This is a genomic window from Ideonella sp. B508-1, assembly GCF_000333615.1.
GTDB lineage: Bacteria > Pseudomonadota > Gammaproteobacteria > Burkholderiales > Burkholderiaceae_C > Ideonella.
Window position 1 is genome coordinate 1 of the sequence record NZ_BADL01000150.1, and the last position, 22,276, is coordinate 22,276.

At 67.4% G+C, this 22,276-nt stretch carries 17 protein-coding genes and 1 pseudogene; 6 read left to right on the forward strand and 12 right to left on the reverse strand.

What is annotated here, in order from left to right; all coding sequences use genetic code 11:
- Positions 1-60 precede the first annotated feature (60 nt).
- From I73_RS26430 to I73_RS06745, 4 genes are read right to left on the reverse strand one after another with little or no spacing between them, the layout of a single operon-like run.
- Positions 61-546 (reverse strand): ABC transporter permease subunit, encoded by a 486-nt coding sequence (locus I73_RS26430; RefSeq protein ID WP_051049079.1) that lies wholly within the window; start codon positions 544-546, stop codon positions 61-63.
- Between the two features lie 13 nt (positions 547-559).
- Entirely contained in the window at positions 560-1,246 is a 687-nt protein-coding gene (locus tag I73_RS06735) for an ABC transporter permease (protein WP_022979926.1), read from the reverse strand.
- Positions 1,247-1,273: 27 nt separating this feature from the next.
- The gene (locus tag I73_RS06740; RefSeq protein WP_026096402.1) at positions 1,274-2,053 is read right to left on the reverse strand and encodes an ABC transporter substrate-binding protein; all 780 of its coding nucleotides are present in this window, start codon (positions 2,051-2,053) and stop codon (positions 1,274-1,276) included.
- A 45-nt stretch (positions 2,054-2,098) separates the two neighbouring features.
- A complete protein-coding gene (locus tag I73_RS06745) occupies positions 2,099-3,388 on the reverse strand; it encodes a cyanophycinase (RefSeq protein WP_022979909.1) in 1,290 nt (429 codons plus the stop codon).
- Between the two features lie 331 nt (positions 3,389-3,719).
- Here I73_RS06745 and I73_RS06750 point away from each other — a divergent pair, with 331 nt between their 5' ends.
- Positions 3,720-6,527, forward strand: a complete 2,808-nt coding sequence (locus I73_RS06750) for a TonB-dependent receptor (protein ID WP_022979910.1) — start codon at positions 3,720-3,722, stop codon at positions 6,525-6,527.
- 461 nt (positions 6,528-6,988) lie between these two features.
- The gene (locus I73_RS26435; protein WP_022979911.1) at positions 6,989-8,194 is read left to right on the forward strand and encodes a hypothetical protein; all 1,206 of its coding nucleotides are present in this window, start codon (positions 6,989-6,991) and stop codon (positions 8,192-8,194) included.
- Between the two features lie 39 nt (positions 8,195-8,233).
- Here the strand turns inward: I73_RS26435 and I73_RS26440 are convergent, their stop codons facing one another.
- Positions 8,234-9,076, reverse strand: coding sequence for an ABC transporter substrate-binding protein (locus I73_RS26440; protein ID WP_022979912.1), 843 nt, complete (start codon positions 9,074-9,076; stop codon positions 8,234-8,236).
- Positions 9,077-9,164: 88 nt separating this feature from the next.
- On the opposite strand from I73_RS26440, the gene metH reads away from it, so the two are divergent.
- The gene (gene metH, locus I73_RS26445) at positions 9,165-11,927 is read left to right on the forward strand and encodes a methionine synthase (protein ID WP_022979913.1); all 2,763 of its coding nucleotides are present in this window, start codon (positions 9,165-9,167) and stop codon (positions 11,925-11,927) included.
- A gap of 90 nt (positions 11,928-12,017) precedes the next feature.
- On the opposite strand, the gene cysQ is transcribed toward metH, so the two are convergent.
- The gene (cysQ, locus tag I73_RS06770) at positions 12,018-12,791 is read right to left on the reverse strand and encodes a 3'(2'),5'-bisphosphate nucleotidase CysQ (RefSeq protein WP_022979914.1); all 774 of its coding nucleotides are present in this window, start codon (positions 12,789-12,791) and stop codon (positions 12,018-12,020) included.
- 371 nt (positions 12,792-13,162) lie between these two features.
- Between cysQ and I73_RS34420 the strand changes: the two are divergent.
- From I73_RS34420 to cysN, 3 genes and pseudogenes are all read left to right on the forward strand, one after another.
- Positions 13,163-13,258, forward strand: a pseudogene (locus tag I73_RS34420) (hypothetical protein); the annotation flags it as partial.
- Between the two features lie 552 nt (positions 13,259-13,810).
- On the forward strand, positions 13,811-14,710 hold the full coding sequence (gene cysD, locus I73_RS33770; protein WP_026096404.1) for a sulfate adenylyltransferase subunit CysD: 900 nt from the start codon (positions 13,811-13,813) through the stop codon (positions 14,708-14,710).
- A gap of 121 nt (positions 14,711-14,831) precedes the next feature.
- Positions 14,832-16,736, forward strand: a complete 1,905-nt coding sequence (gene cysN / locus I73_RS06780) for a sulfate adenylyltransferase subunit CysN (protein WP_022979916.1) — start codon at positions 14,832-14,834, stop codon at positions 16,734-16,736.
- 646 nt (positions 16,737-17,382) lie between these two features.
- Here the strand turns inward: cysN and rfbD are convergent.
- From rfbD to I73_RS32435, 6 genes are read right to left on the reverse strand one after another with little or no spacing between them, the layout of a single operon-like run.
- Complete coding sequence (gene rfbD / locus I73_RS06785; RefSeq protein ID WP_022979917.1) at positions 17,383-18,282, reverse strand: dTDP-4-dehydrorhamnose reductase; 900 nt, start codon at positions 18,280-18,282, stop codon at positions 17,383-17,385.
- Position 18,283: 1 nt separating this feature from the next.
- On the reverse strand, positions 18,284-19,348 hold the full coding sequence (rfbB, locus tag I73_RS06790; protein ID WP_022979918.1) for a dTDP-glucose 4,6-dehydratase: 1,065 nt from the start codon (positions 19,346-19,348) through the stop codon (positions 18,284-18,286).
- A gap of 20 nt (positions 19,349-19,368) precedes the next feature.
- Positions 19,369-19,908 (reverse strand): dTDP-4-dehydrorhamnose 3,5-epimerase, encoded by a 540-nt coding sequence (gene rfbC, locus I73_RS06795; RefSeq protein WP_022979919.1) that lies wholly within the window; start codon positions 19,906-19,908, stop codon positions 19,369-19,371.
- A gap of 1 nt (position 19,909) precedes the next feature.
- Positions 19,910-20,797, reverse strand: coding sequence for a glucose-1-phosphate thymidylyltransferase RfbA (rfbA, locus tag I73_RS06800; protein WP_022979920.1), 888 nt, complete (start codon positions 20,795-20,797; stop codon positions 19,910-19,912).
- Between the two features lie 3 nt (positions 20,798-20,800).
- A complete protein-coding gene (locus I73_RS06805; RefSeq protein ID WP_022979921.1) occupies positions 20,801-21,808 on the reverse strand; it encodes an NAD-dependent epimerase in 1,008 nt (335 codons plus the stop codon).
- Positions 21,809-21,851: 43 nt separating this feature from the next.
- Positions 21,852-22,250: a hypothetical protein gene (locus I73_RS32435; RefSeq protein ID WP_148289712.1), complete on the reverse strand. Its 399-nt coding sequence runs from the start codon at positions 22,248-22,250 to the stop codon at positions 21,852-21,854.
- Between the last annotated feature and the right edge of the window lie 26 nt (positions 22,251-22,276).

A 22,276-nucleotide genomic window follows, 5' to 3' on the forward strand; every position in this document is an offset into this window, starting at 1 on the left:
GGCGGGCCCCGGTCAGTTCCGCCAGCGTGACGACGCTGCCCAGCGAAGTGCCATGCAGCATCAGCACCACCTCGTTGCCGTAGGCCGGCAGCGCCCGCGCAGGGCGGAGGGGATGACGATGCGCCCGAAGGTGACCCAGCGCGACATGCCCATGGCCTTGGCCGCCTCGATCTCGCCGGCTGGCAGGGCCTTGATGGCGCCGTGCAGGATTTCGGTGGTGTAGGCGCAGGTGTTGATGGCGAAGGCCGCGATGGCGCAGAACCAGGCCGAACTGAGCCAGGGCCAGGCCGGGCTGTTGCGCACGGCCTCGAACTGGGCCAGGCCGTAGTACAGCAGAAAGAGCTGCACCAGCAGCGGCGTGCCGCGGATGACATAGGTGAACGCCCACACTGGCCGGGACAGCCAGGCGATGGGCAGGCTGCGCAGCATGGCCAGCGGCAGCGCGCACAGCCCGCCGGCCAGCAGGGCGGCCAGCAGCAGCTCCAGGGTCACCCCCAGACCGTGGACGTACAGAGGCAGGCTGTCGTGGATGGCTTGGAAATCCATGGCCGCCGCCTCGTCAGAGCGCCACCTGGCGCACACCCGTGGACAGGCGGCGCGCCAGCCAGGCAAAGCCCAGTTCGGACAGGGTGGTGAAGGCCAGGTACATGAGGGCGGCCGCCGCATAGAACAGGAAGGGCTCGCGGGTGGCGCCCGCAGCCTGTCCGGCCCGACTCATCATGTCCGACAGACCGATGACCGAGACGATGGAGGTGCTCTTGATCATCACCAGCCAGTTGTTGGACAGGGCCGGCAGGGCGTGGCGCAGCATCTGCGGGCCGACCACGCGGGTGAGCACCTGGCGGCGGTTCATGCCGTAGGCCAGGGCGGCCTCGCGCTGGCCGGGCGGCACGGCCAGAAAAGCGCCGCGCAGCACCTCGGTGAGGTAGGCGCCGAAGATGAAGCCGATGGTCAGCACCCCGGCGATGAAGGGATCGATGTCGATGTAGTCCCAGCCCTGGGACTCGCCGATCTTGTTGACCAGCATCTGCCCGCCGTAGAAGACCAGCAGCATGACGACCAGGTCGGGCACCGCGCGGATCAGCGTGGTGTAGGCCGTGGCCGGCCACTGCAGCAGGCGCCAGCGCGAGAGCTTGGCCAGAGCCCCGGCCAGGCCCAGCACCCCGGCGATGGCCAGCGAGGCCAGGGCCACGCCCAGCGTCAGCAGCGCGCCCTGCAGCAGGCTGGCACCGTAGCCGTGCAGCATCGTCCGTCCCCTCCCTGGCCGCGGCGCTTACTTGCCGTAGATGTCGAAGTCGAAGTACTTGGATTCGATCTTCTTGTAGCTGCCGTTGGCGCGGATGGCCTGGATGGCGGCGTTGAATTTCTGCTGCAGCACGGGGTCGCTCTTGCGCACCGCGATGCCGGCGCCCGCACCGAAGAAGGCGGGGTCGTCGGGCGGCGTGCCCAGCACCGCGAAACCCTTGCCGGCCGGGGTCTTCAGGAAGCCCAGGTTGGCGGCCACGGAGTCGCAGACGGTGGCGTCGATGCGGCCGGCGGCCAGGTCCAGGAAGACCTCGTCCTGCTTGCTGTAGCGGACGATCTCGCTGTCCTTGTAGGTAGCGGTCGCCCAGCGGTCGTGGATGGAGGTGCGCTGCACGCCGATCTTCTTGCCCTTCATCGCGGCCGGCGAGATGTCGTGCGGCAGGCTGCCCTTGCCGACCATCCAGGGCGGGGTGTTCTGGTACTTCTCGGTGAAGAGCACCGACTTCTTGCGCTCCTCGGTGATGGCCATGGAGGCAATGATGGCGTCGAACTTGCGCGCCTGCAGGGCCGGGATCATGCCGTCCCACTCCTGCTGCACCAGGGTGCATTCGGCTTTCATCTCGGCGCACAGCGCCAGCGCGATGTCGATGTCGAAGCCCTTGAGCTTGCCGTCGGTGCCCACCTCGGAGAACGGCGGGTAGGCGCCCTCCACCCCGATGCGGATCTTCTTCCAGTCCGGGGCCTGGGCCGAGGCAGCCAGGCTGGCAGCGGCCAGCATCAGTGCGGTGAGGAGGTGACGGCGTTGCATGGTGAGAGACTTCTCCAGGGAGGCGGGAACGGGCGCAGACGAGGGTCAGTGCGGCGACCAGGGCGTCGTGAAGGGACGCGCCATGCGCACCGGGATGATGTCCAGGTACAGGTTGGACACACTGTAGTCATCGCCACCGAGTTCGTCAGAGTACCAGCCCACCGTGTCCGGCCCCTTGTAGAGGCGGAACTGGAAGGCCAGGTCGGCCCGCTTGTCGGAGGCCGGCGCCAGCGGGTCGAAGGTCAGGCCACGCACCTCCTGCAGGCTGCTGTCGATCAAGTAGCCCATGGCATTGACCAGGGCGGTGTCACCCAGCATGTCGGTGTTGTAGAGCGGCGTGGCGTACTCGGGCTTGTAGCCCTTGGCATGCGGGTCCAGCAGAGTCCCGCGCAGCTTCCAGTCGGAGGGGGTGATGCGCCGGCTGCCGACGTTGTAGCTGTCGCCCCGGTCCAGGTAGGTCAGGCGCGCGCCGGTCACGTTCAGCGCATCGACCTTCTCGTTGGTCTGCACGTCGTTGAGGTCCACCAGCAGCGCCCCCTTGGCGCCGATGACCTCGATGTCGTCGCCGTGCACGATGGCGGCGCTGTTCTCGTCCACGCCCAGGCCGAGCTTGTAGCCCTTGGCCAGCATCAGCGGGATCATGCGGCCGAAGCGGCCACGCTTGAGGAAGTGCTGGTCGACGAAGAGGTTGGAGCCGACGAAGCCCAGGCCGCGGTCGACCTCCTTGCCATCGCGCAGCTGCCCCTTCATCACGCCGATCACGCTGGGCGCGTCGCGGAACATCACCGAACTCATGATGGCCGCGCCCGCCGAGGTGCCGGCCACCACGCCGCCGCGGCGGTAGACGTCCCAGATGGCTTCCAGCATGGGGGTGGACTGGCCGCCCGGCGCGAAGGTGTCGACGATGCGTTCCTGCGCCCCGCCGGAGAAAAAGATGCCGTCGGCGCTGTTGACCATGTCCAGCAGGGACTTGTCGCGCACGGCCCGGTCCAGGTCCACCCATTTCAGCGCCGGGGCCACCGGCAGCACGTCGGCATTGGCACCGTGGCGCTCCAGCAGCTCGGACAGGCGACGGCCGGTCTTGTCGGGGGATTCGGAGGCGGTGGCGAAGACGATCCAGTGGGAGCCCTTGCCGCCGGACAGGGCCACCATGCGGCTCCAGATCTCGTCGTTGTCGGCCTTGAGCGCCCCGCCAATGACGACCGCAAAGCCCTGGGCAGGCGTGACAGGTTTGGAGGAGGGGGCCGCCTGGGCCAGCCAGCCGGTGCAGGCCAAGGCCAGCCCAGCGATGAGTTGCCGACGGGAAAGGCGTTCGATCAGGGAAAGAGGGCGCATGGGTGGATGTGCGGTCACCAAGAAGGAGCCTGGGCGCATCTTGGCACCGCCCGTCGGGGTCGACCACCCCGAATCCCGCAAAGCGGCGAGATTGCAAAAAAGAATGTCGCTTGATCGCAAACCCCGGGGCGGCCGATCCAGCGCCGGGCCCGCGGCGAACGGAACCGGGGGCTGCCTGCCACAGACAGTTGTCACAGCGCGACGCCAAGTTGCGCTTTCGCGACGGCTTGATGAATGTCCCGTGGCATCACCGGCCATGCTTTCTAGACTCGCAGCACCCCACAGCCACCCCACAGCAACACAGGCTTCACATCGCCTTCGGAGGGATTCCATGGCCCGCAACGTGTCGGCACACCGCCGCCAACGCCCCCCTGCCCCGCGCCCGACCGCTGGCGCTCTCGCCGTCCAGGCTGCCCTGCTGTCGCTGGCCGCCCTGCCGCTGGCCAGCCAGGCCCAGACCACCCCGGACGCCCCGCAGCGCATCGAGATCACCGGCTCGGCGATCAAGCGCATCGACGGCGAGACGGCGCTGCCGGTGCAGGTGATCACGCGGGAGGAGATCGACAAGGCTGGTCTGACGACCGCCGCCGAGATCGTGGCAAAGCTGTCTGCCAACTCGAATGGCATGACAGATGGCGCCAGCATCAACGTAGGCGGCTATGACCAGAAGGGCATGAATTCGGCCAATCTCCGCGGTATCGGCACATCGTCGACCCTGGTCCTGCTCAATGGACGCCGGATGGCGAACTTCGCTTCTCCCGGTGACAACATCGGTGTCGACCTGAACAACATTCCTGCGGCGGCAATCCAGAGGGTGGAAGTGCTGCTGGACGGGGCATCCTCCCTCTACGGCACGGACGCCATCGGCGGTGTGATCAATTTCATCACCCGAAAGGACTTCCAGGGGCTCGAGATCGACGTCTCGGGTGGGATGACTCAGGAGGGCGGTGCCGGCAAACGCAGTGCCAGCCTGGCCGGGGGTTATGGCAGCTTGGACAAGGACGGCTTCAATGTGTTCGGCGTCTTCAGTGCCGATCAAACCGATCCACTGAGGAGTTCGCAGAGGAAGTTCATTTCTGATCTGCAAATCCCGTCCCGCCTTCCCTGGATGCTGTCGGGCTACACCAATCCCGGCAACATCCGCCTGACGGCCGACCAGCGCGACACGCTGCAGGCGAATGGTTTCACGATCAATGGCAAGCCCATCGTGAACCGCACCATCAACCTCAGCCAACCCACCTGCAACCCACCCGCCAACCTCTATCTTCCGGATGGCACAGGCGGTGAGGATGCCTGTACCTACGACTTCATGCGCGACACAGAGCTGTACCCCAAATCGGAGAAGCTCGACTTTCTGGGCCGGGGTGTCCTGCAACTGCTGCCGGATCACCAACTCTATGGGGAAGTCGCGCTGACACGGTCGCGCACTTGGTACGTCGGCTCGTCTGCGCGGTCAGACGGGATGGAAATGCCGGTCAGCCTGATCCCCGAACTGGTGGCCGGTGGGCTGGATCCGTCTGACACCGTCACGCTGCGTGCGCGGCTGACTGCAGCAGGAAATCGCACCAGTGAGCTCACCAGCACAGGGCAACGCTATGTACTGGGACTCACCGGCACCGCCTCGGGCTGGGACTATGACGTCGGCCTGAACCACAGTGTCAACAGCGTCACCGACGCCGACACCCACGGCTACCTTCTCATCGACAAACTGCAAGCGGCCCTCAACGATGGCAGCTACAACCCCCTCGTGACCGATATCAGCGCCGCGCAGCAAGCCGTGATTGACGGGATGCAGGTCAACGGTGTGATGCGCCGTGCGCGCGGCACGATGGACAGCGTGGATTTCAAAGCCTCGACTGCATTGACCACTCTGGACGGGGGGGATCTGGCCTGGGCTGTCGGCGGAGAGTTCCGCAGGGAAACCCAGCGCTACGACCCCACGGCGCTCTACCTCAGCGACAACGTCCTGGGAGACCAGTCCGATGGCGATACGGGCGCGACCAGCAACAGTCGCAACGTCTCCGCCATCTTCACGGAACTCGATGTTCCGTTCACGAAGGCTTGGGACTTGCAGCTCGGGGCGCGTGCGGATCACTACCAGGGCGTTGGCAACAGCGTGAACCCCAAGATTGGGCTGCGCTTCCAGCCCGAGAAAAGCTGGCTGCTGCGCGCATCCGCAGGCACCGGTTTCCGCGCTCCGTCACTCAGTGACCTCTATCGCCCCCTGGTGGTGAGCTCCACGGCGACCTTGCCCGACCCCATCTACTGCGCAGAAAACGACGGTGATTTGTCGGTCTGCGCCGACAACTGGGAAACGCACCGGCACAGCAATGCCCAGTTGAAGCCGGAGAAATCGCGTCAGTTCTCCCTGGGCACCGTGATCGAGCCCACCCGCCAGCTCAATCTCAGCCTCGATTACTGGAACATCCGCAAGTCCAACCTGATCAGTGAGCTTGGTGACGACATCATCTTGAGCAACCTGAGCAAGTACGGCAATCTGGTTCACCGCTACAGCGACCCGCGCAACGGCAACGCCGAGTTCATTGCGACCTGCGGTGCAGATCCCGACCCCGAGGACAACAGCATCTGCTACATCGACCTGAACAAGGAAAACCGCGGTGGCATGCTCACATCCGGGCTGGACCTCGTGGTTGATGCGCATGATCTCCAGACCGGTGTCGGTACCTTTGGCGTGCGGCTGGCGGGCACCTATGTGCTGCAATCGAAGAAGCAGACCGGCAACGGAGACCCCTATGTCAGCAACCTCGGGCGCTTCGTCACGGATGGTGTGGTGCAACGGTGGCGACATCGCCTGACCGTGGATTGGGCCTACGGCCCCTACAGCGCGATGCTGGGCAACACCTTCCTCTCGGGCTACGAGGATCAGAACTCTGCGATCGACACCGACACCGGCACCGTCACCCAGGCCAATCGTGTGAAGGCCTATTCGCTCTGGGATCTTTCCGGCGCTTGGCAGGTGAACGACGCACTGAAACTGCGTGGCGGCATCCAGAACCTCTTCAACACCGCGCCGCCCTTCTCGAACCAGGCCTATTACTTCATTTCTGGCTATGACCCCACCTACACCGACCCCCGGGGTCGATTCTTCTACGCGGGCCTGCAGTACAAGTTCAAGTAGCCCATGACAGGGGCCTGCGCGCCCCAATCGCTCATCACGGCCCCGCACGCCCTGCGGGGCCGTTTTGTTTGTGTGCAGGACCTCCGGGGATCGAGGTTGTCACAGCTGTCCGCCTTGGCACGCGCGGCCATGGGCCGGGTCCGGCGCGGAGTCCCCTGAGACGGGGACACCGAATCTTCCGCCATATCCACAGCTGGCCGGACGGATACGTCAGCTTGTGTATTGGATGTCAGCAAGTTCGGCTCGCAGGATCACGGTGCGTCTGGAGCATTTGCAGGCGAGTCGTCCGGCTGTGCCTGAGACCGCGTGAACGCGGAACACGGCGGCCGCCGGACCAGCACCGTATCGCCCGAACCGTTCGGGCGACCCCTGTTGATTTGGAGCCTCCCATGACCCTCCGCACGGCCGGATCCCCGCGGACCCATCTTCTCCGGCAACGGCTTCGACAGCTTGCCTTCTTCATGCTGGTGCCCCTGGGCCTGTCGGCCCAGGCAGCCGGCGTCGAGACCCTGGTGACCCATGCCGCCATCGTCGACTTCGAATTCGACTGGGGCCGCGACGGCCTCTATTGCCCCACCTGCAACCAGGGGGCCGGCAATGCCCGCCTGGCCTGGACGGACGGCAAGCTCAACCTCTGGGTGGCCAATGTGGACGACGCCACCGGCGCCTTCGTCCCCGCCAATGGGCGCGGCGTGAAGGTGGACACCAACACCGCCCTGGTCACCACCTATGGCAATGGGCCGGAATGGGCCTTCTCGGCCCTGGGCTCGCAGTTGGTCTACACCAAGTACCTGCCCGACCAGCCCCCCAGCGATGCCACCGCCGGCATCGGTGTGGCCACCATGGTGAACGGGCAGTGGACCCATGAAATGCTGGACGACAGCCTGCAGCGCATCTCGCCGATCGCCACGCTGGACCTGACCGATGCTGCCGCCAAGATCCAGTACCAGGACCCCGCGAAGAGCGCGACCTTCTGGCGCCTGATGAGCGACGGCGCGGAAGAACACCCGATCGCCGTCCAGGGTTACTCGGCCGGCGCGCGCCGCTGGGTGCCCGGCACCGGCAAGGCCATCCTGACCGGCAAGGCGCCCTCGGGCTACAACCAGATCTTCCTGTTCGACACCACCACGGGCGACACACAGCAGCTCACCGACGAGAACGGCAACGTCAGCGGCGCCATGATGTGGCAGGCCCCGGAGTACAGCAACGAGTACGTCTTCTTCGGCGTGCTCAACGGCAAGATGCTGGTCGTCTACCGCCAGCTGCCGGACGCCAATGGCCAGCTGAGCTGGCAGGTGATCCAACGCAACAGCCTGCCGGCCGACTTCCCCTACGTCTGGTCGCCCGAATACTTCGTGCACAACGGGCGCTCGTACATCTTCTTCCAGATGAACAAGACCAGCGTCGCCGCCAACATGAGCAAGCCTTCCCAGATCGGGATGGTGGGCATCCTGCCGGACAACAACACCCTGGTGAACCTGACACCTGACACCGCGACCTCGCGCGTGCGGATGGACCCCGAGTACTACATCACCGCCCAGGGGCCGTTCATCTACTACAACCGCTACCAGCTGGCGACCACCGACACCGGCCCCGTGCCCGACGGGGTGTGGCGTGTGGACACCCAGCTGGGGCCGCCGGTCATCAGCAGCTCGCTCAGCCACTGAGCCAGTGGCTGAGTCGACCGATCACGACACACCGCGATCTCAGGGGGCCTTCGGCCCCCCTGCCTGCTTCTGCAGCAGGCGCTTCTTCTCGTCCAGACCTAGGCCGTGGTTGACGAACTGGAAGGTGGCCACCTTGGACAGATCGACCTCACCGGGCTTGTAGAGGCCGGCGCGGACCATCTTGTCGTAGAAATCGCGGATGCGCTCGGGCTTCATCGCACCGATGCCCTGGGTGAGACTGTCTCCGCTGTCCACGATGCCCAGCGACTTCATCAGCGCCACCGACTGGTCGATGGTGCCCTGGTCCATCTCGGGGTTGTCCTTGAGGATCAGCGCATCGGCGGCCCGGCGGTCGCCGTACAGGTAGTGCACCCAGCCCAGGATGGAGGCCTCGACGAAGCGCTTGACCAGATCGGGCTTCTTCTGCACCGTCTCGACCCGCGTCTCGATCGTGGTGCTGTAGGTGCTGTAGCCGTGGTCGGCCAGCAGGAAGGTCAGCGGCGTGAAGCCGCCCTGCTTCTGGATGCTGATCGGTTCCTCCACCGCATAGCCCTGCTGGATGCTCTTGGCATTCGCCAGGAAGGGGCCCAGGTTGTAGTTGTAGGGCCGCAGCTGCTCGTCCTTGAAGCCCTGCTCGGCCTTGAGCCAGGCCCACCAGGAAAACTGCGCGTCCTTGGCGATGTAGGCCACCGGGGCACGCTTGAGATCGGCGAAGGTCTTGTAGCCCTGGCCGGGATGGGCCATCAGGGCCTGCGGGTCCTTCTGGAACAGGCTGGCCACCGTGATGACCGGCACGCCGTTCTTCACGTTGTCGAAGCTGTGCAGCAGGTTGCCGGTCATCAGAAAGTCGATCTTGCCGGCCGGCAGCAGCGGCCGATTCAACGACGCTCACCCCTGTGCCGTGGGTGAGTTGCGTCTGCCGCTGCCCCCGCCAGGGTGTTGTCCGCGCCTTTCTTCTGCCGCCGCCACCATGCCTGTCGACCTCCTCGCTCCCCCGCCCATGCGCCTGTCCGGTCTCGAGCCGGTCTCCATCGACGCGCAGAGCCTGTTCGTCAACATCGGCGAACGCACCAACGTCACCGGCTCCAAGGTCTTCGCCCGCATGATCCTGGCCGGCGAATACGAAAAGGCCCTGGCCGTGGCCCGCCAGCAGGTGGAGAACGGCGCCCAGATCATCGACGTCAACATGGACGAGGCGATGCTGGACAGCCAGGCGGCGATGGTGCGCTTCCTGAACCTGATCGCCAGCGAGCCCGAGATCGCCCGCGTGCCCATCATGATCGACAGCTCCAAGTGGAGCGTGATCGAGGCCGGCCTCAAGTGCATCCAGGGCAAGGGCATCGTCAATTCGATCAGCCTGAAGGAAGGCGAGGCCGAGTTCATCCGCCAGGCCCGGCTGATCCGCCGCTACGGCGCCGCCACCGTGGTGATGGCCTTCGACGAGCAGGGCCAGGCCGACACCTACCAGCGCAAGACCTCGATCTGCGAGCGGGCCTACCGCATCCTGGTCGAGCAGGTGGGCTTCCCGCCCGAGGACATCATCTTCGACCCCAACATCTTCGCGATCGCCACCGGCATCGAGGAGCATGACAACTACGCGGTGGACTTCATCGAGGCCACCCGCTGGATCAAGGCCCACCTGCCCGGCGCCAAGGTCTCCGGCGGCGTGTCCAATGTGAGCTTCAGCTTCCGCGGCAACGAGCCGGTGCGCGAGGCCATCCACACCGTGTTCCTCTACCACGCCATCCAGGCGGGCATGGACATGGGCATCGTCAACGCCGGCATGATCGGCGTCTACGACGAGCTGGACCCGGTGCTGCGCGAACGCGTCGAGGACGTGGTGCTCAACCGCCGCCCCGACGCCACCGAGCGCCTGCTGGAGATCGCCGAGCAGGTCAAGGGCGCTGCCAAGGACGACAGCGCCAAGCTGGCCTGGCGCGCCGCGCCGGTGAACGAGCGCCTCTCGCACGCCCTGGTGCACGGCATCACCGACTTCATCGAGGTCGACACCGAGGAGGCCTGGCAGGCCATCCGGGCCTCCGGTGGCCGCCCGCTGCACGTCATCGAGGGCCCGCTGATGGCCGGCATGAACGTGGTGGGCGACCTGTTCGGCGCCGGCAAGATGTTCCTGCCCCAGGTGGTCAAGAGCGCCCGCGTGATGAAGCAGGCCGTGGCCCATCTGCTGCCCTACATCGAAGCCGAGAAGCAGGCCCTGGCCGACGCCGGTGGCGACGTGAAGCCCAAGGGCAAGATCGTCATCGCCACCGTCAAGGGCGACGTGCACGACATCGGCAAGAACATCGTCACGGTGGTTCTGCAGTGCAACAACTTCGAGGTCGTGAACATGGGGGTGATGGTCCCCTGCCAGGACATCCTGGCCAAGGCCAAGGCCGAAGGCGCCGACATCATCGGCCTGTCCGGCCTGATCACCCCCAGCCTGGAGGAGATGCAGCATGTGGCCGCCGAGATGGCGCGCGACCCCTGGTTCGCCGGCCGCAAGATGCCGCTGCTGATCGGCGGCGCCACCACCAGCCGGGTGCACACCGCGGTGAAGATCGCGCCGAACTACGACGGCCCGGTGGTCTACGTGCCCGACGCCTCGCGCGCGGTGGGCGTCTGCTCGGACCTGCTGAGCGACGAGCGCGCCGCGGCCTACATCGCCGAACTGGAAGCCGACTACGAGCGGGTGCGGCTGCAGCACGCCAACAAGAAGCAGACCCCGCTGGTGACGCTGGCCCAGGCCCGTGCCAACAAGACGCCGGTGGACTGGGCCCTGCTGCCGCCGGCACCCAAGTTCCTGGGCCGGCGCGAATTTCGCCACTACGACCTGGCCGAGCTGGCCGCCTGCATCGACTGGGGCCCCTTCTTCCAGACCTGGGATCTGGCCGGGCCCTACCCCGCCATCCTGGACGACGCGGTGGTGGGCGACACCGCCCGCAAGGTCTTCGCCGATGGGCAGGCCATGCTCAAGCGCCTGATCGACGGCCGCTGGCTGCAAGCCAACGGCGTGCTGGCCTTCTACCCGGCCAACACGGTGAATGACGACGTGATCGAGGTCTACCGCGACGAGACCCGCCAGGAGGTGCTGATGCGCTGGGCACCACTGCGCCAGCAGCAGGAGCGGCCGGTGATCGACGGTGTGCCGCGACCCAACCGCTCCCTGGCCGATTTCATCGCCCCCAAGGGCCAGGGCGCCGACCACATCGGCCTGTTCGCGGTGACGGCCGGCCTGGGCGCCGACAAGAAGGCCGCCGAGTTCGAGGCCGCACACGACGACTACAACGCCATCCTGCTCAAGGCCCTGGCCGACCGCCTGGCCGAGGCCTTTGCCGAGCGCCTGCACCAGCGCGTGCGCACCGAGCTGTGGGGCTACGCGCCGCAGGAGGCGCTGAGCAACCCCGAACTGATCGCCGAGAAGTACCAGGGCATCCGCCCGGCGCCGGGCTACCCGGCCTGCCCCGACCACGGCGTGAAGGCCGACATGTTCCGGGTGCTGCAGGCCGAGGCCATCGGCATGGGCCTGACCGAGAGCATGGCCATGACCCCCGCCGCCAGCGTCAGCGGCTTCTACCTGGCCCACCCGCAGGCGAGCTACTTCAATGTGGGCGCGGTGGGCGAGGACCAGTTGGGAGCCTGGTCCACCGCATTGGGTGTGGACGAAGCCAGCGCGCGGCGGCGCCTGTCGCCGGTGCTCAGCGCCACGGTCACCGGCAAGCCGGGCGCTTCGGCATAGCCGCTGGCGTTGAGCGGGGTTTCGCCGATCACCCCGTCACCTGACCTCAACTGCCGGCGACCACCACGTCCAGGTGGCCCTTGAACCAGATCAGAGCCCCGCGGCGGCGAAATGGGGGTTGTCGAAGCCAGGCTTGCCGTAGCGCAGCGGCTGGCCGTCGGCCACGACCGTGACCTTGCCGCCAGCGGCGCGCAGCACGGCGTCACCCGCGGCAATGTCCCACTCCATGGTGCGGCCCAGGCGCGGGTAGAGGTCGGCCTCACCGGCGGCCACCAGGCAGAGCTTGAGCGAGGAGCCGGCATTGGTGCGCGAGGCCACCTTGCGGCCGGCCAGGAAGGCATCCAGCGCGGTTTCGTCGCCGTGCGAGCGGCTGGCCACCACAGTCAGACCCTCGGCCGGCACCGGGCGGCAGGCGATGCTGCGGCGGCCATGCGCATCCTCCAGCCAGGCGCCGGCGCCCTGGGCACCACCGAACAGGCGGCCGATGGCCGGCGCGTAGACCAGACCCAGCACCGGGCTGCCGTTCTCGATCAGGGCGATGTTGACGGTGAATTCGCCGTTGCGGCTGATGAATTCCTTGGTGCCGTCCAGCGGATCGACCAGGAAGAAGCGGTCCTTCACGTCCGGGATGCGGCCGGCGGCCACCGACTCCTCGGCCACCACCGGGATGTCGGGCGCGATCTCGGCCAGCCCGGCCAGGATGACCTCCTCGGCCTTCTGGTCGGCCACAGTGACCGGGGATGCGTCGCCCTTCTGGGTCACATCGAAGTCGGTCGCATAAATGTCCATGATGACGCGGCCGGCGTCCCGGATCAGGGGCACCAGGCGCTCCAGCAGGGCGACAGCGGCAGAGGTCTCATGCATGGTTGTCACTTTCATATGAGGGATATGGCATTGTGCAGACCGGGTGGCAGAATGAAACTCCCTAAAACATTTAATGACCGCACTTCGTGCCCAAGACCGCCCCCGAACTCGATGAGCTGAACACGCGCCGCCGGCGCGCGGTCCAGTTGCGGGTGGACGGCCTGAGCCTGGCCCGCATCCGGGACGAGACCGGCCTGAGTGTGCCCACCATCATCAAGGCCTGCCAGGCCTTCGAACGGGGGGGCTGGACCGCCATCGATGTCGGGGAGCGGGGCCGGCCGCGCGGCACGGGCCGGGTGCTGAGCCTGGCCCAGGAAACCGAACTACGCCACGCGGCACTGACCCTGGCGCCCGAGCAGGCCGGTCTGAGCGTGCCGCTGTGGGATGTCCAGGCCCTGCAGAAGCTGGCCCAGGCCCGTTTCGGCCTGGCGCTGCAGCCGCGCGGTCTGTCGCGCCTGCTCGAGCGCTGGGGCCTGGCGCTGCGCCCCTTGCGCGAGCTGGCGGCCGAGCATCCCGAAGGGGCCTCGTGGCTGGACAGCCAATGGGACCCGGGCGTGCGCCTGAGCAGCGGCCAGCAGGTCTGGGCCGGCACGTTGGCCCACCCGGACCGCCCGGCCCCGGGCGGGCTGGTGCTGACGGTGTCGCCCCGAGGTAGCCTGCGCTGGCTGCCGGTCGAGCGCCTGGCCAGCGCCGACACCTATGTCGATTTCCTGGCACGGCTGCTGCGCTGCCGCAGCGGCGTCTGGCGGGTCTGGCTGCACGGTCCGGCCCTGGACCGGGCCCCGGCCGTGCGCGCCTGGCTGGACACCCAGCCCCGGCTGATGCTGCAGGTTTGCCCGGTGGCCCCGCTGCCGCGCACCCAGCCCGAATCCCTGCCGGGACCCGCCCCGGCCCCCACCGCGGGCGCGGCGGCAGCCCGGACCTCGCCCTCTGCCGCCACTGCATTGGCGCCCCCTGCGCCGATCCGTCCCCGCCCTCCCGCACCCACCTTCACTGCACAGCCCACCACGGAACCCACCATGAGCCTGACCCACCTGCAGCGACTGGAAGCTGAAAGCATCCACATCATGCGCGAGGTTGTCGCCGAAGCCGACAACCCCGTGATGCTCTACTCGATCGGCAAGGATTCGGCGGTGATGCTGCACCTGGCCAAGAAGGCGTTCTACCCGGCGCCGCCCCCCTTCCCGCTGCTGCACGTGGACACGACCTGGAAATTCCGGGCCATGTACGAGATGCGCGACCGCATGGCCAAGGAACTGGGCATGACCCTGCTGGTCTACCAGAACCCCGAAGCGGTGTCGCTGGGCATCAACCCCTTCGAGCACGGCTCGCAGATCCACACCGACATGTGGAAGACCCAGGGCCTGAAGCAGGCGCTGGACAAGTACGGCTTCGACGTCGCCTTCGGCGGCGCCCGCCGCGACGAGGAGAAGAGCCGCGCCAAGGAGCGCATCTTCTCGTTCCGCAGCGCGCAGCACCGCTGGGACCCGAAGAGCCAGCGCCCGGAGCTCTGGCATCTGTACAACGGCCGCAAGCAGAAGGGCGAATCGATCCGCTGCTTCCCGATCTCCAACTGGACCGAGCTGGACATCTGGCAGTACATCTACCTGGAGAACATCCCCATCGTGCCGCTGTACTACGCGGCCGAACGGCCGGTGGTCGAGCGCGACAGCACCCTGATCATGGTGGACGACGAGCGCTTTCCGCTGCGCCCGGGCGAAGTGCCGATGATGAAGAGCGTGCGCTTCCGCACCCTGGGCTGCTACCCGCTGACCGGCGCGGTCGAGTCCACCGCGGCCACGCTGACCGACATCATCCAGGAGATGCTGCTGACCCGCACTTCCGAGCGCCAGGGCCGCATGATCGACCACGACACCGCGGCCTCGATGGAGAAGAAGAAGCAAGAGGGCTACTTCTAAGCCCCCACGCTCCCTGCCGGTCGCTGCCCCCCGAGGGGGCTCGCGCGGCGGACCGGCAAAGCCGGATCCGCGCACGCCACTGGGTTGAACACCCCACACACCCGTTTCGAAGGAATTGACCATGGCCCACGTTTCGGACCTGATCTCCACCGACATCGAGAAGTACCTCAAGCAGCATGAGAACAAGAGCCTGCTGCGCTTCATCACCTGCGGCTCCGTGGACGACGGCAAGTCGACTGTCATCGGGCGCCTGCTCTACGAATCGAAGATGCTCTTCGAGGACCAGCTGGCGGCCATGGAGAACGACTCCAAGAAGTGGGGCACCCAGGGCGGTGACCTCGACTTCGCGCTGCTGGTCGACGGCCTGGCCGCCGAGCGCGAGCAGGGCATCACGATCGACGTGGCCTACCGCTTCTTCTCGACCGACCGCCGCAAGTTCATCGTCGCCGACACCCCGGGCCACGAGCAGTACACCCGCAACATGATCACCGGCGCCTCGACCGCCGATGTCGCGGTGATCCTGATCGACGCACGCAAAGGCGTGCTGACCCAGACCCGCCGCCACAGCTACTTGGTGAGCCTGATCGGCATCCGCAAGGTGGTGCTGGCCATCAACAAGATGGACCTGGTGGACTTCTCGGAAGACGTCTTCCGCAAGATCGACGAGGAGTACCGCGAGTTCGCCAAGCAGATCGGCCTCACCGACATCACCAGCATCCCGCTGTCCGGTCTGAAGGGCGACAACATGACCGAGCGCAGCCTGCACACGACCTGGTACCACGGGCCGACGCTGATGGGCTTCCTCGAGACCTGCGAGATCGACGAGACCCGCCTGCAGAAGCAGGCCTTCCGCATGCCGGTGCAGTGGGTCAACCGCCCCAACCTGGACTTTCGCGGCTTCTGCGGCTTCGTCGCCAGCGGTGTGGTCAAGCCCGGCGACCGGGTGCGCGCCCAGCCCTCGGGACGCGAGAGCAAGGTCTCCCGCATCGTCTCGCTGGACGGTGACCTGCCCCAGGCCGTGGCCGGTCAGAGCATCACGCTGACGCTGGAAGACGAGATCGACATTTCGCGCGGCGACGTGATCTCCATCGCCGAGTCGCCCGCCGAGGTGGCCGACCAGTTCGAGGCCACCGTGGTCTGGATGACCGAGGAGCCCCTGCTGCCTGGCCGCCCCTACCTGCTGAAGATCGGCACCCAGCTGGTGAGTGCCACCATCACCGAGCCCAAGTACAAGGTGAACGTCAACACGATGGAGCACCTGGCCGCCAAGCAGCTCGAGATGAACGAGATCGGCGTGGTCAATCTGGCGCTGGACCGCCCGATCGCCTTCGACGCATACAGCGAGAACCGCGACACCGGTGGCTTCATCCTGATCAACCGCATGACCAACAACACGGTCGGCGCCGGGATGATGCACTTCGCGCTGCGCCGCTCGCACAACATCCATATGCAGCCGGTGGACGTGGACAAGGCCGCACGCGCCAGCGCCAAGGGCCAGAAGCCCGCAGTGCTGTGGTTCACCGGCCTGTCCGGTGCCGGCAAGTCGACCATCGCCAACATCGTCGAGAAGAAGCTCTTCGCGATGGGCCGCCACACCTACCTGCTGGACGGCGACAACATCCGCCACGGCCTGAACAAGGATCTGGGCTTCACCGAGGCCGACCGGGTGGAGAACATCCGCCGCGTGGCCGAGGTGTCCAAGCTGATGGTGGACGCCGGCCTGATCGTGATGACCGCCTTCATCTCGCCCTTCCGCTCGGAACGCGCGATGGCCCGCAGCCTGATGAGCGAAGGCGAGTTCATCGAGGTCTATGTGGACACCCCGCTGAACGTGGCCGAGGACCGCGACGTCAAGGGCTTGTACAAGAAGGCCCGCCGCGGCGAGATCGCCAACTTCACCGGCATCAGCTCGCCCTACGAGGCGCCGGAGTTGCCCGAGATCCGCGTGAACACCACGAACTGCTCGCCGGAAGAGGCTGCGGACAAGGTGATCGCCCGCATCCGCCAATTGGGTCTGATCGACTGATCGACCAGCGCTGCTGCGGGAGATCCCGCTGTACGGCCCCTCACCGTCGCCATCGGCTTCAAGCAGGTCCTGGCGGCGCGGGTGGGGGTGAGCGCTGCGCAGGCCCGGTTGCAGGTGCCTGCAGAAGGTGGCGCGACTGCGCCGTCTTCGTGCACGCCCGCTGCACAAGGTCGCCGGGGCCGGGCCACCACCACCGGCAGCAGCGCTGGCCCTGCGGCGATTGATGCCGGCGCATCCGGCATGCGCCAAATCAGCTACTCGGGCCTCAGTCCGCTGCTGAGCGGCGACGCACAGGCCGCTCGGCGACTGACCGCAGCACGTCCCGCGTGGCCACGCCGATCCAGACCATCGTGAACCACTGGGCGATGGCTGCGGTGCCGGCCCGCCAAGGCGTCGTACGGAGGCCGATCGGGGCAGCGATGGGGGCGAGCGCCGCCAGTCGGAGCCGTCATGGGCCGGCACCCGATCGATGTCGTCCAGCTGATCCAGAAGGTACCGCACCTCCTTGCCGGCGGCCGAAGGTGGACCAACATAGACAGGAAGCGGCCGAAGTGGCTGGCCAGGCGGTCTCCCCACAGGGGCCTGCCGTCCAGTGGATTCACCACGTCGTCTTCGGCCAGGGGCTGCGAGTAGACGTCCACCAGGCTCAGACGCCGAGGAACTCGGTCAGCATGCGCTCAACCCCGCTCTGCCAGGGCGGCAGCTGCAGGCCGAAGGCCTCGCGCAGGCGGGTGGTGTCCAGCCGCGAATTGAGCGGGCGCTGGGCCGGCGTCGGGTAGGCGCTGGTGGGAATGGCCTCGACCGTCTGCACCTTCAGGTCCTGGCCGTGGCGCCGGGCCCAGGCGATCACATGCTCGGCATAGCCGTGCCAGCTGGTCTGGCCCTCGGCCGCCAGGTGGTACAGGCCGCCCAGCTCGGGCCGCTGGGCCAGGGCGCGCAGCGCATGGGCGGTGACGTCGGCGATCAGCTCGGCCCCGGTGGGCGCGCCGATCTGGTCGGCGATGACGCGCAGCTGCTCGCGCTCGCCGGCCAGGCGCAGCATGGTCTTGGCGAAGTTGCCACCGCGCGCGGCGTAGACCCAGCTGGTGCGGAAGATCAGGTGGCGGCAGCCGCTGGCCTGGATGGCCTGTTCACCCGCCAGCTTGCTGCGGCCGTAGACCGACAGCGGGCCGGTGGCGGCGTCCTCGTCGCGCGGCTGTTCCCCGCTGCCGTCGAAGACGTAGTCGGTGCTGTAGTGGACCAGGATGGCGCCCAACTCGGCCGCCAGCTGGGCCAGCGTGGCCGGGGCGCGGGCGTTGAGCAGCTCGGCCAGGGCCGGCTCGCTCTCGGCCTTGTCCACCGCGGTGTGGGCCGCGGCATTGACGATGATGTCCGGCCGCAGCATGCGCACGCTGCCAGCCAGCTCGCCGGGGTGGGTCAGGTCACCGCACAGGCCGTCGTGCTCACGCCCCAGGGCGATGACGCGGCCCAGCGGGGCCAGGGCGCGGCGCAGCTCCCAGCCGACCTGGCCGTTGGGGCCGAGCAGAAGGATCTTCGGCGGCGCCATCTCAACGGGCTCCGTAATGTTGGCCGACCCAGTCCTTGTAGGCCCCGCTCTGCACATCAGCCACCCAGTCCGGGTGGTCCAGGTACCACTGCACCGTCTTGCGGATGCCAGTCTCGAAGGTTTCGGCCGGGCGCCAGCCCAGCTCGCGCTCGATCTTGCGCGCGTCGATGGCGTAGCGCCGGTCGTGGCCCGGGCGGTCGGTGACGTAGGTGATCAGGCGACTGTAGGGGCCCGCCGGGTCCGGGCGCAGCTCGTCGAGCAGCGCGCAGACCGTGTTGACGATGTCCAGGTTGGCCTTCTCGTTCCAGCCGCCGATGTTGTAGGTCTCGCCCAGGCGGCCACCGGCCAGCACGGCGCGGATGCCGCTGCAGTGGTCCTTCACGTACAGCCAGTCGCGGATCTGCTGGCCGTCGCCATAGACCGGCAGGGGCTTGCCGGCCAGGGCGTTGACGATCATCAGCGGGATGAGCTTCTCGGGGAAGTGGTAGGGCCCGTAGTTGTTGCTGCAGTTGGTGGTGAGCACCGGCAGGCCGTAGGTGTGGTGCCAGGCGCGCACCAGGTGGTCGCTGGCGGCCTTGCTGGCCGAGTACGGGCTGTTGGGCTCGTAGGGGTTGGTCTCGGCAAAGGGCGGGTCGCTGGGCTTCAAGCTGCCGTAGACCTCGTCGGTGCTGACGTGGTGGAAGCGGAAGGCGGCCTTCTCCTCGCCTTCGAGCGAGGCCCAGAAGGCCCGCGCCGCTTCCAGCAGCGTGAAGGTGCCTTCGACATTGGTCTTCATGAAGGCGCCGGGGCCGTGGATGGAGCGGTCCACATGGCTTTCCGCGGCGAAGTGGACGATGGCGCGCGGGCGGTGGGTGGCCAGCAGCTGGTCCACCCGAGCGCGGTCGCCGATGTCGCCGTGCACGAAGTGGTGGCGGGCGTCGCCGTCCAGCGAAGCCAGGTTGGCGCGGTTGCCGGCGTAGGTCAGCGCGTCCAGGTTCACCACCGGCTCGGCCGCGGGGTCCGCCAGCCAGTCCAGCACGAAGTTGCTGCCGATGAAGCCGGCGCCGCCGGTCACGAGAATCGTCATGGGTTCAGTCCGGGTCGGGTTCAGAGGTCACGCAGGAAGCCGGCGACGGCGTCCTTGGCCGAGAGCTGTGGGGCCATGCCGATGTCGGGCCAGGTGATGGCCAGGTCCGGGTCGTCCCAGCGCAGCGCGCCCTCGGCCTGCGGCGCGTAGTAGTCGGTGGTCTTGTAGAGGAAGTCCGCGCTCTCGCTGAGCACCAGAAAGCCGTGCGCCAGACCCGGTGGGATCCAGAACTGGCGGTGGTTGTCCGCGCTCAGCTCCACGCCCACCCAGCGGCCGAAGCTGGGGCTGTCCTTTCGGATGTCCACCGCCACGTCGAACACCGCGCCGGCCGTCACCCGTACCAGCTTGCCCTGGGCATGCGGGGCCTTCTGGAAGTGCAAGCCGCGCAGCACGCCCTTGGCCGAGCGCGAGTGGTTGTCCTGCACGAAGTTCACCTCGTGGCCCACGAGCTCGTTGAAGGTCTTGGCGTTGAAGCTTTCCATGAAGAAGCCACGCGCGTCGCCGAAGACCTTGGGTTCGAGGATCAGCACGCCCTCGATGTCCGTCTGGATCGCCTTCATCTCAGAACACCTTGTCCTTCAAAATCTGTTGCAGGTACTTGCCGTAACCGCTCTTGGCCAGCGGCGCGGCCAGGGTGGCCAGCTGTTCGTCGCTGATCCAGCCGTTGCGCCAGCAGATCTCCTCGGGGCAGCAGGCCTTCAGGCCCTGGCGCCGCTCCAGGGTCTGCACGAAGGCGCTGGCTTCGAGCAGGCTGTCGTGGGTGCCGGTGTCCAGCCAAGCGTCGCCGCGGCCGAACTTCTGCACATCCAGTTGCCCGGCCTCCAGGTAGCGGCGGTTCAGGTCGGTGATCTCGAGCTCGCCACGCGCGCTGGGTCGGATGGCCTTGGCATGGTCCACGACCTGTTCGTCGTAGAAGTACAGGCCGGTGACGGCGTAGCGGCTCTTGGGCTGGGCGGGCTTTTCTTCCAGGCTGATGGCGCGGCCCTGGGCGTCGAACTCGACCACGCCGTAGCGTTCGGGGTCGGTCACCGGGTAGGCGAAGACGGTGGCACCGCGGGTCTGGGCGGTGGCCGTCTGCAGGCGCCGGCCCAGGTCGTGGCCGTAGAAGATGTTGTCGCCCAGCACCAAGGCGCTGGGCGCACCGGCCAGGAAGTCCTCACCGATCAGGAAGGCCTGGGCCAGGCCGTCCGGGCTGGGCTGCACCGCGTACTGCAGCGAGATGCCCCAGGCCGAGCCGTCGCCCAGCAGTTGCTGGAAGCGCGGCGTGTCCTGCGGCGTGCTGATCAGCAGGATCTCGCGGATGCCCGCCAGCAGCAGGGCTGAGAGCGGGTAATAGACCATGGGCTTGTCGTACACCGGGATCAGCTGCTTGCTGATGGCCAGCGTGGCCGGGTGCAGCCGGGTGCCGGAGCCCCCGGCCAGGATGATGCCTTTGCGTGTGGATGTCATGGGTCAGATGCGGTGGTAATCGCGGTACCAGTCGACAAAGCGCTGGATACCTTCGCGCAGCGGGGTGCCGGGGTTCAGGCCCGTCCAGGCCGCCAGGGCGCTGACGTCGGCCGAGGTGGCCACCACGTCGCCGGGCTGCATGGGCAGGTACTGCTTGACGGCCTCGCGGCCCAGCGCGGCCTCGATGGCCGCGATGAACTCGCCCAGCGGCAGCGGGTCCTGGTTGCCGATGTTGAAGATGCGGTAGGGCGCGTTGGACAGGCCCGGGTGCGGGGCGCCCGGGTCGTAGGCCTCGGCCGGGGTCGCCGGCTTGTCCAGCACCGCCACCACGCCGTCGACGATGTCGTCGATGTAGGTGAAGTCGCGCTGCATGCGGCCTTCGTTGAAGACCGGGATGGGCTCGCCCGCCAGGATCTTGCGGGTGAAGCTGAAGTAGGCCATGTCCGGCCGGCCCCAGGGCCCGTAGACCGTGAAGAAGCGCAGGCCGGTGGTGGGCAGGCGGTAGAGGTGGCTGTAGGTGTGGGCCATCAGCTCGTTGGCCTTCTTGGTGGCCGCGTACAGGCTCACCGGATGGTCCACCGCATCCGCCTCAGAAAACGGCATCTGGGTGTTGCCACCGTAGACGCTGGAGCTGCTGGCGTAGACCAGGTGGGCCACCGGGTGCTGACGGCAGGCTTCCAGGATGTTCAGGAAGCCCGTCAGGTTGGACTCGCCGTAGGCGTGCGGATGGGTGATGGAGTAGCGCACCCCCGCCTGGGCCGCCAGATGCACCACCCGGTCGAAACGCTCGGCCGCGAACAGCGCCTCCACCCCGGCGCGGTCGGCCACGTCCAGGCGCTGGAAGCGAAAGCCCGGCAGCGGGCTCAGTCGGGCCAGCCGGGCCTGCTTGAGCGCCGGGTCGTAGTAGTCGTTGAGGTTGTCGATGCCGACCACCTCGTCGCCGCGCGCCAGCAGGCGCTCGGCCACGTGCATGCCGATGAAGCCGGCCGCGCCGGTGATCAGGACTTTCATGGCCGCCCCCCGAGCAAGAGGCGGCCTGAGGAAAGGAACAGGCTCATGGGGCTATTGTCGGCCAGCGCGGAAGCTCAGCCCAGCGCCGTGCCGGGACGTGCCCAGGGCCTGAACTGGAGGTTGCCGCAGTGGACCTCGAAGGCTTGATGCCGCGATCAACCCGGGCCAGCTGCAGCGGCAGGCCGCGCGGCCAATTCTGGGCATCCAGCAGGCGGGTGCGGGGGCTGCCGCGACGCTGGAAGCCGCAGGACCACCATGACAGGTACCAAGACCGGTCGCGCGCCGAACCGATGATGACCCGGTCGATAGCCGCGCCGCTCGTCGCTGGGCTCGTTGTGCTTGCCCTCGCTGTGCCTGCCCAGCAAGCCTTGAGCTGCCGCCTGATGTGGGTGGAACCGGTCTTCAGGCGTTCGACAAAGACGCCGTTGTCGCCGATCAGCATGGGCCGCTCCCCTCCCTCATGGTCGG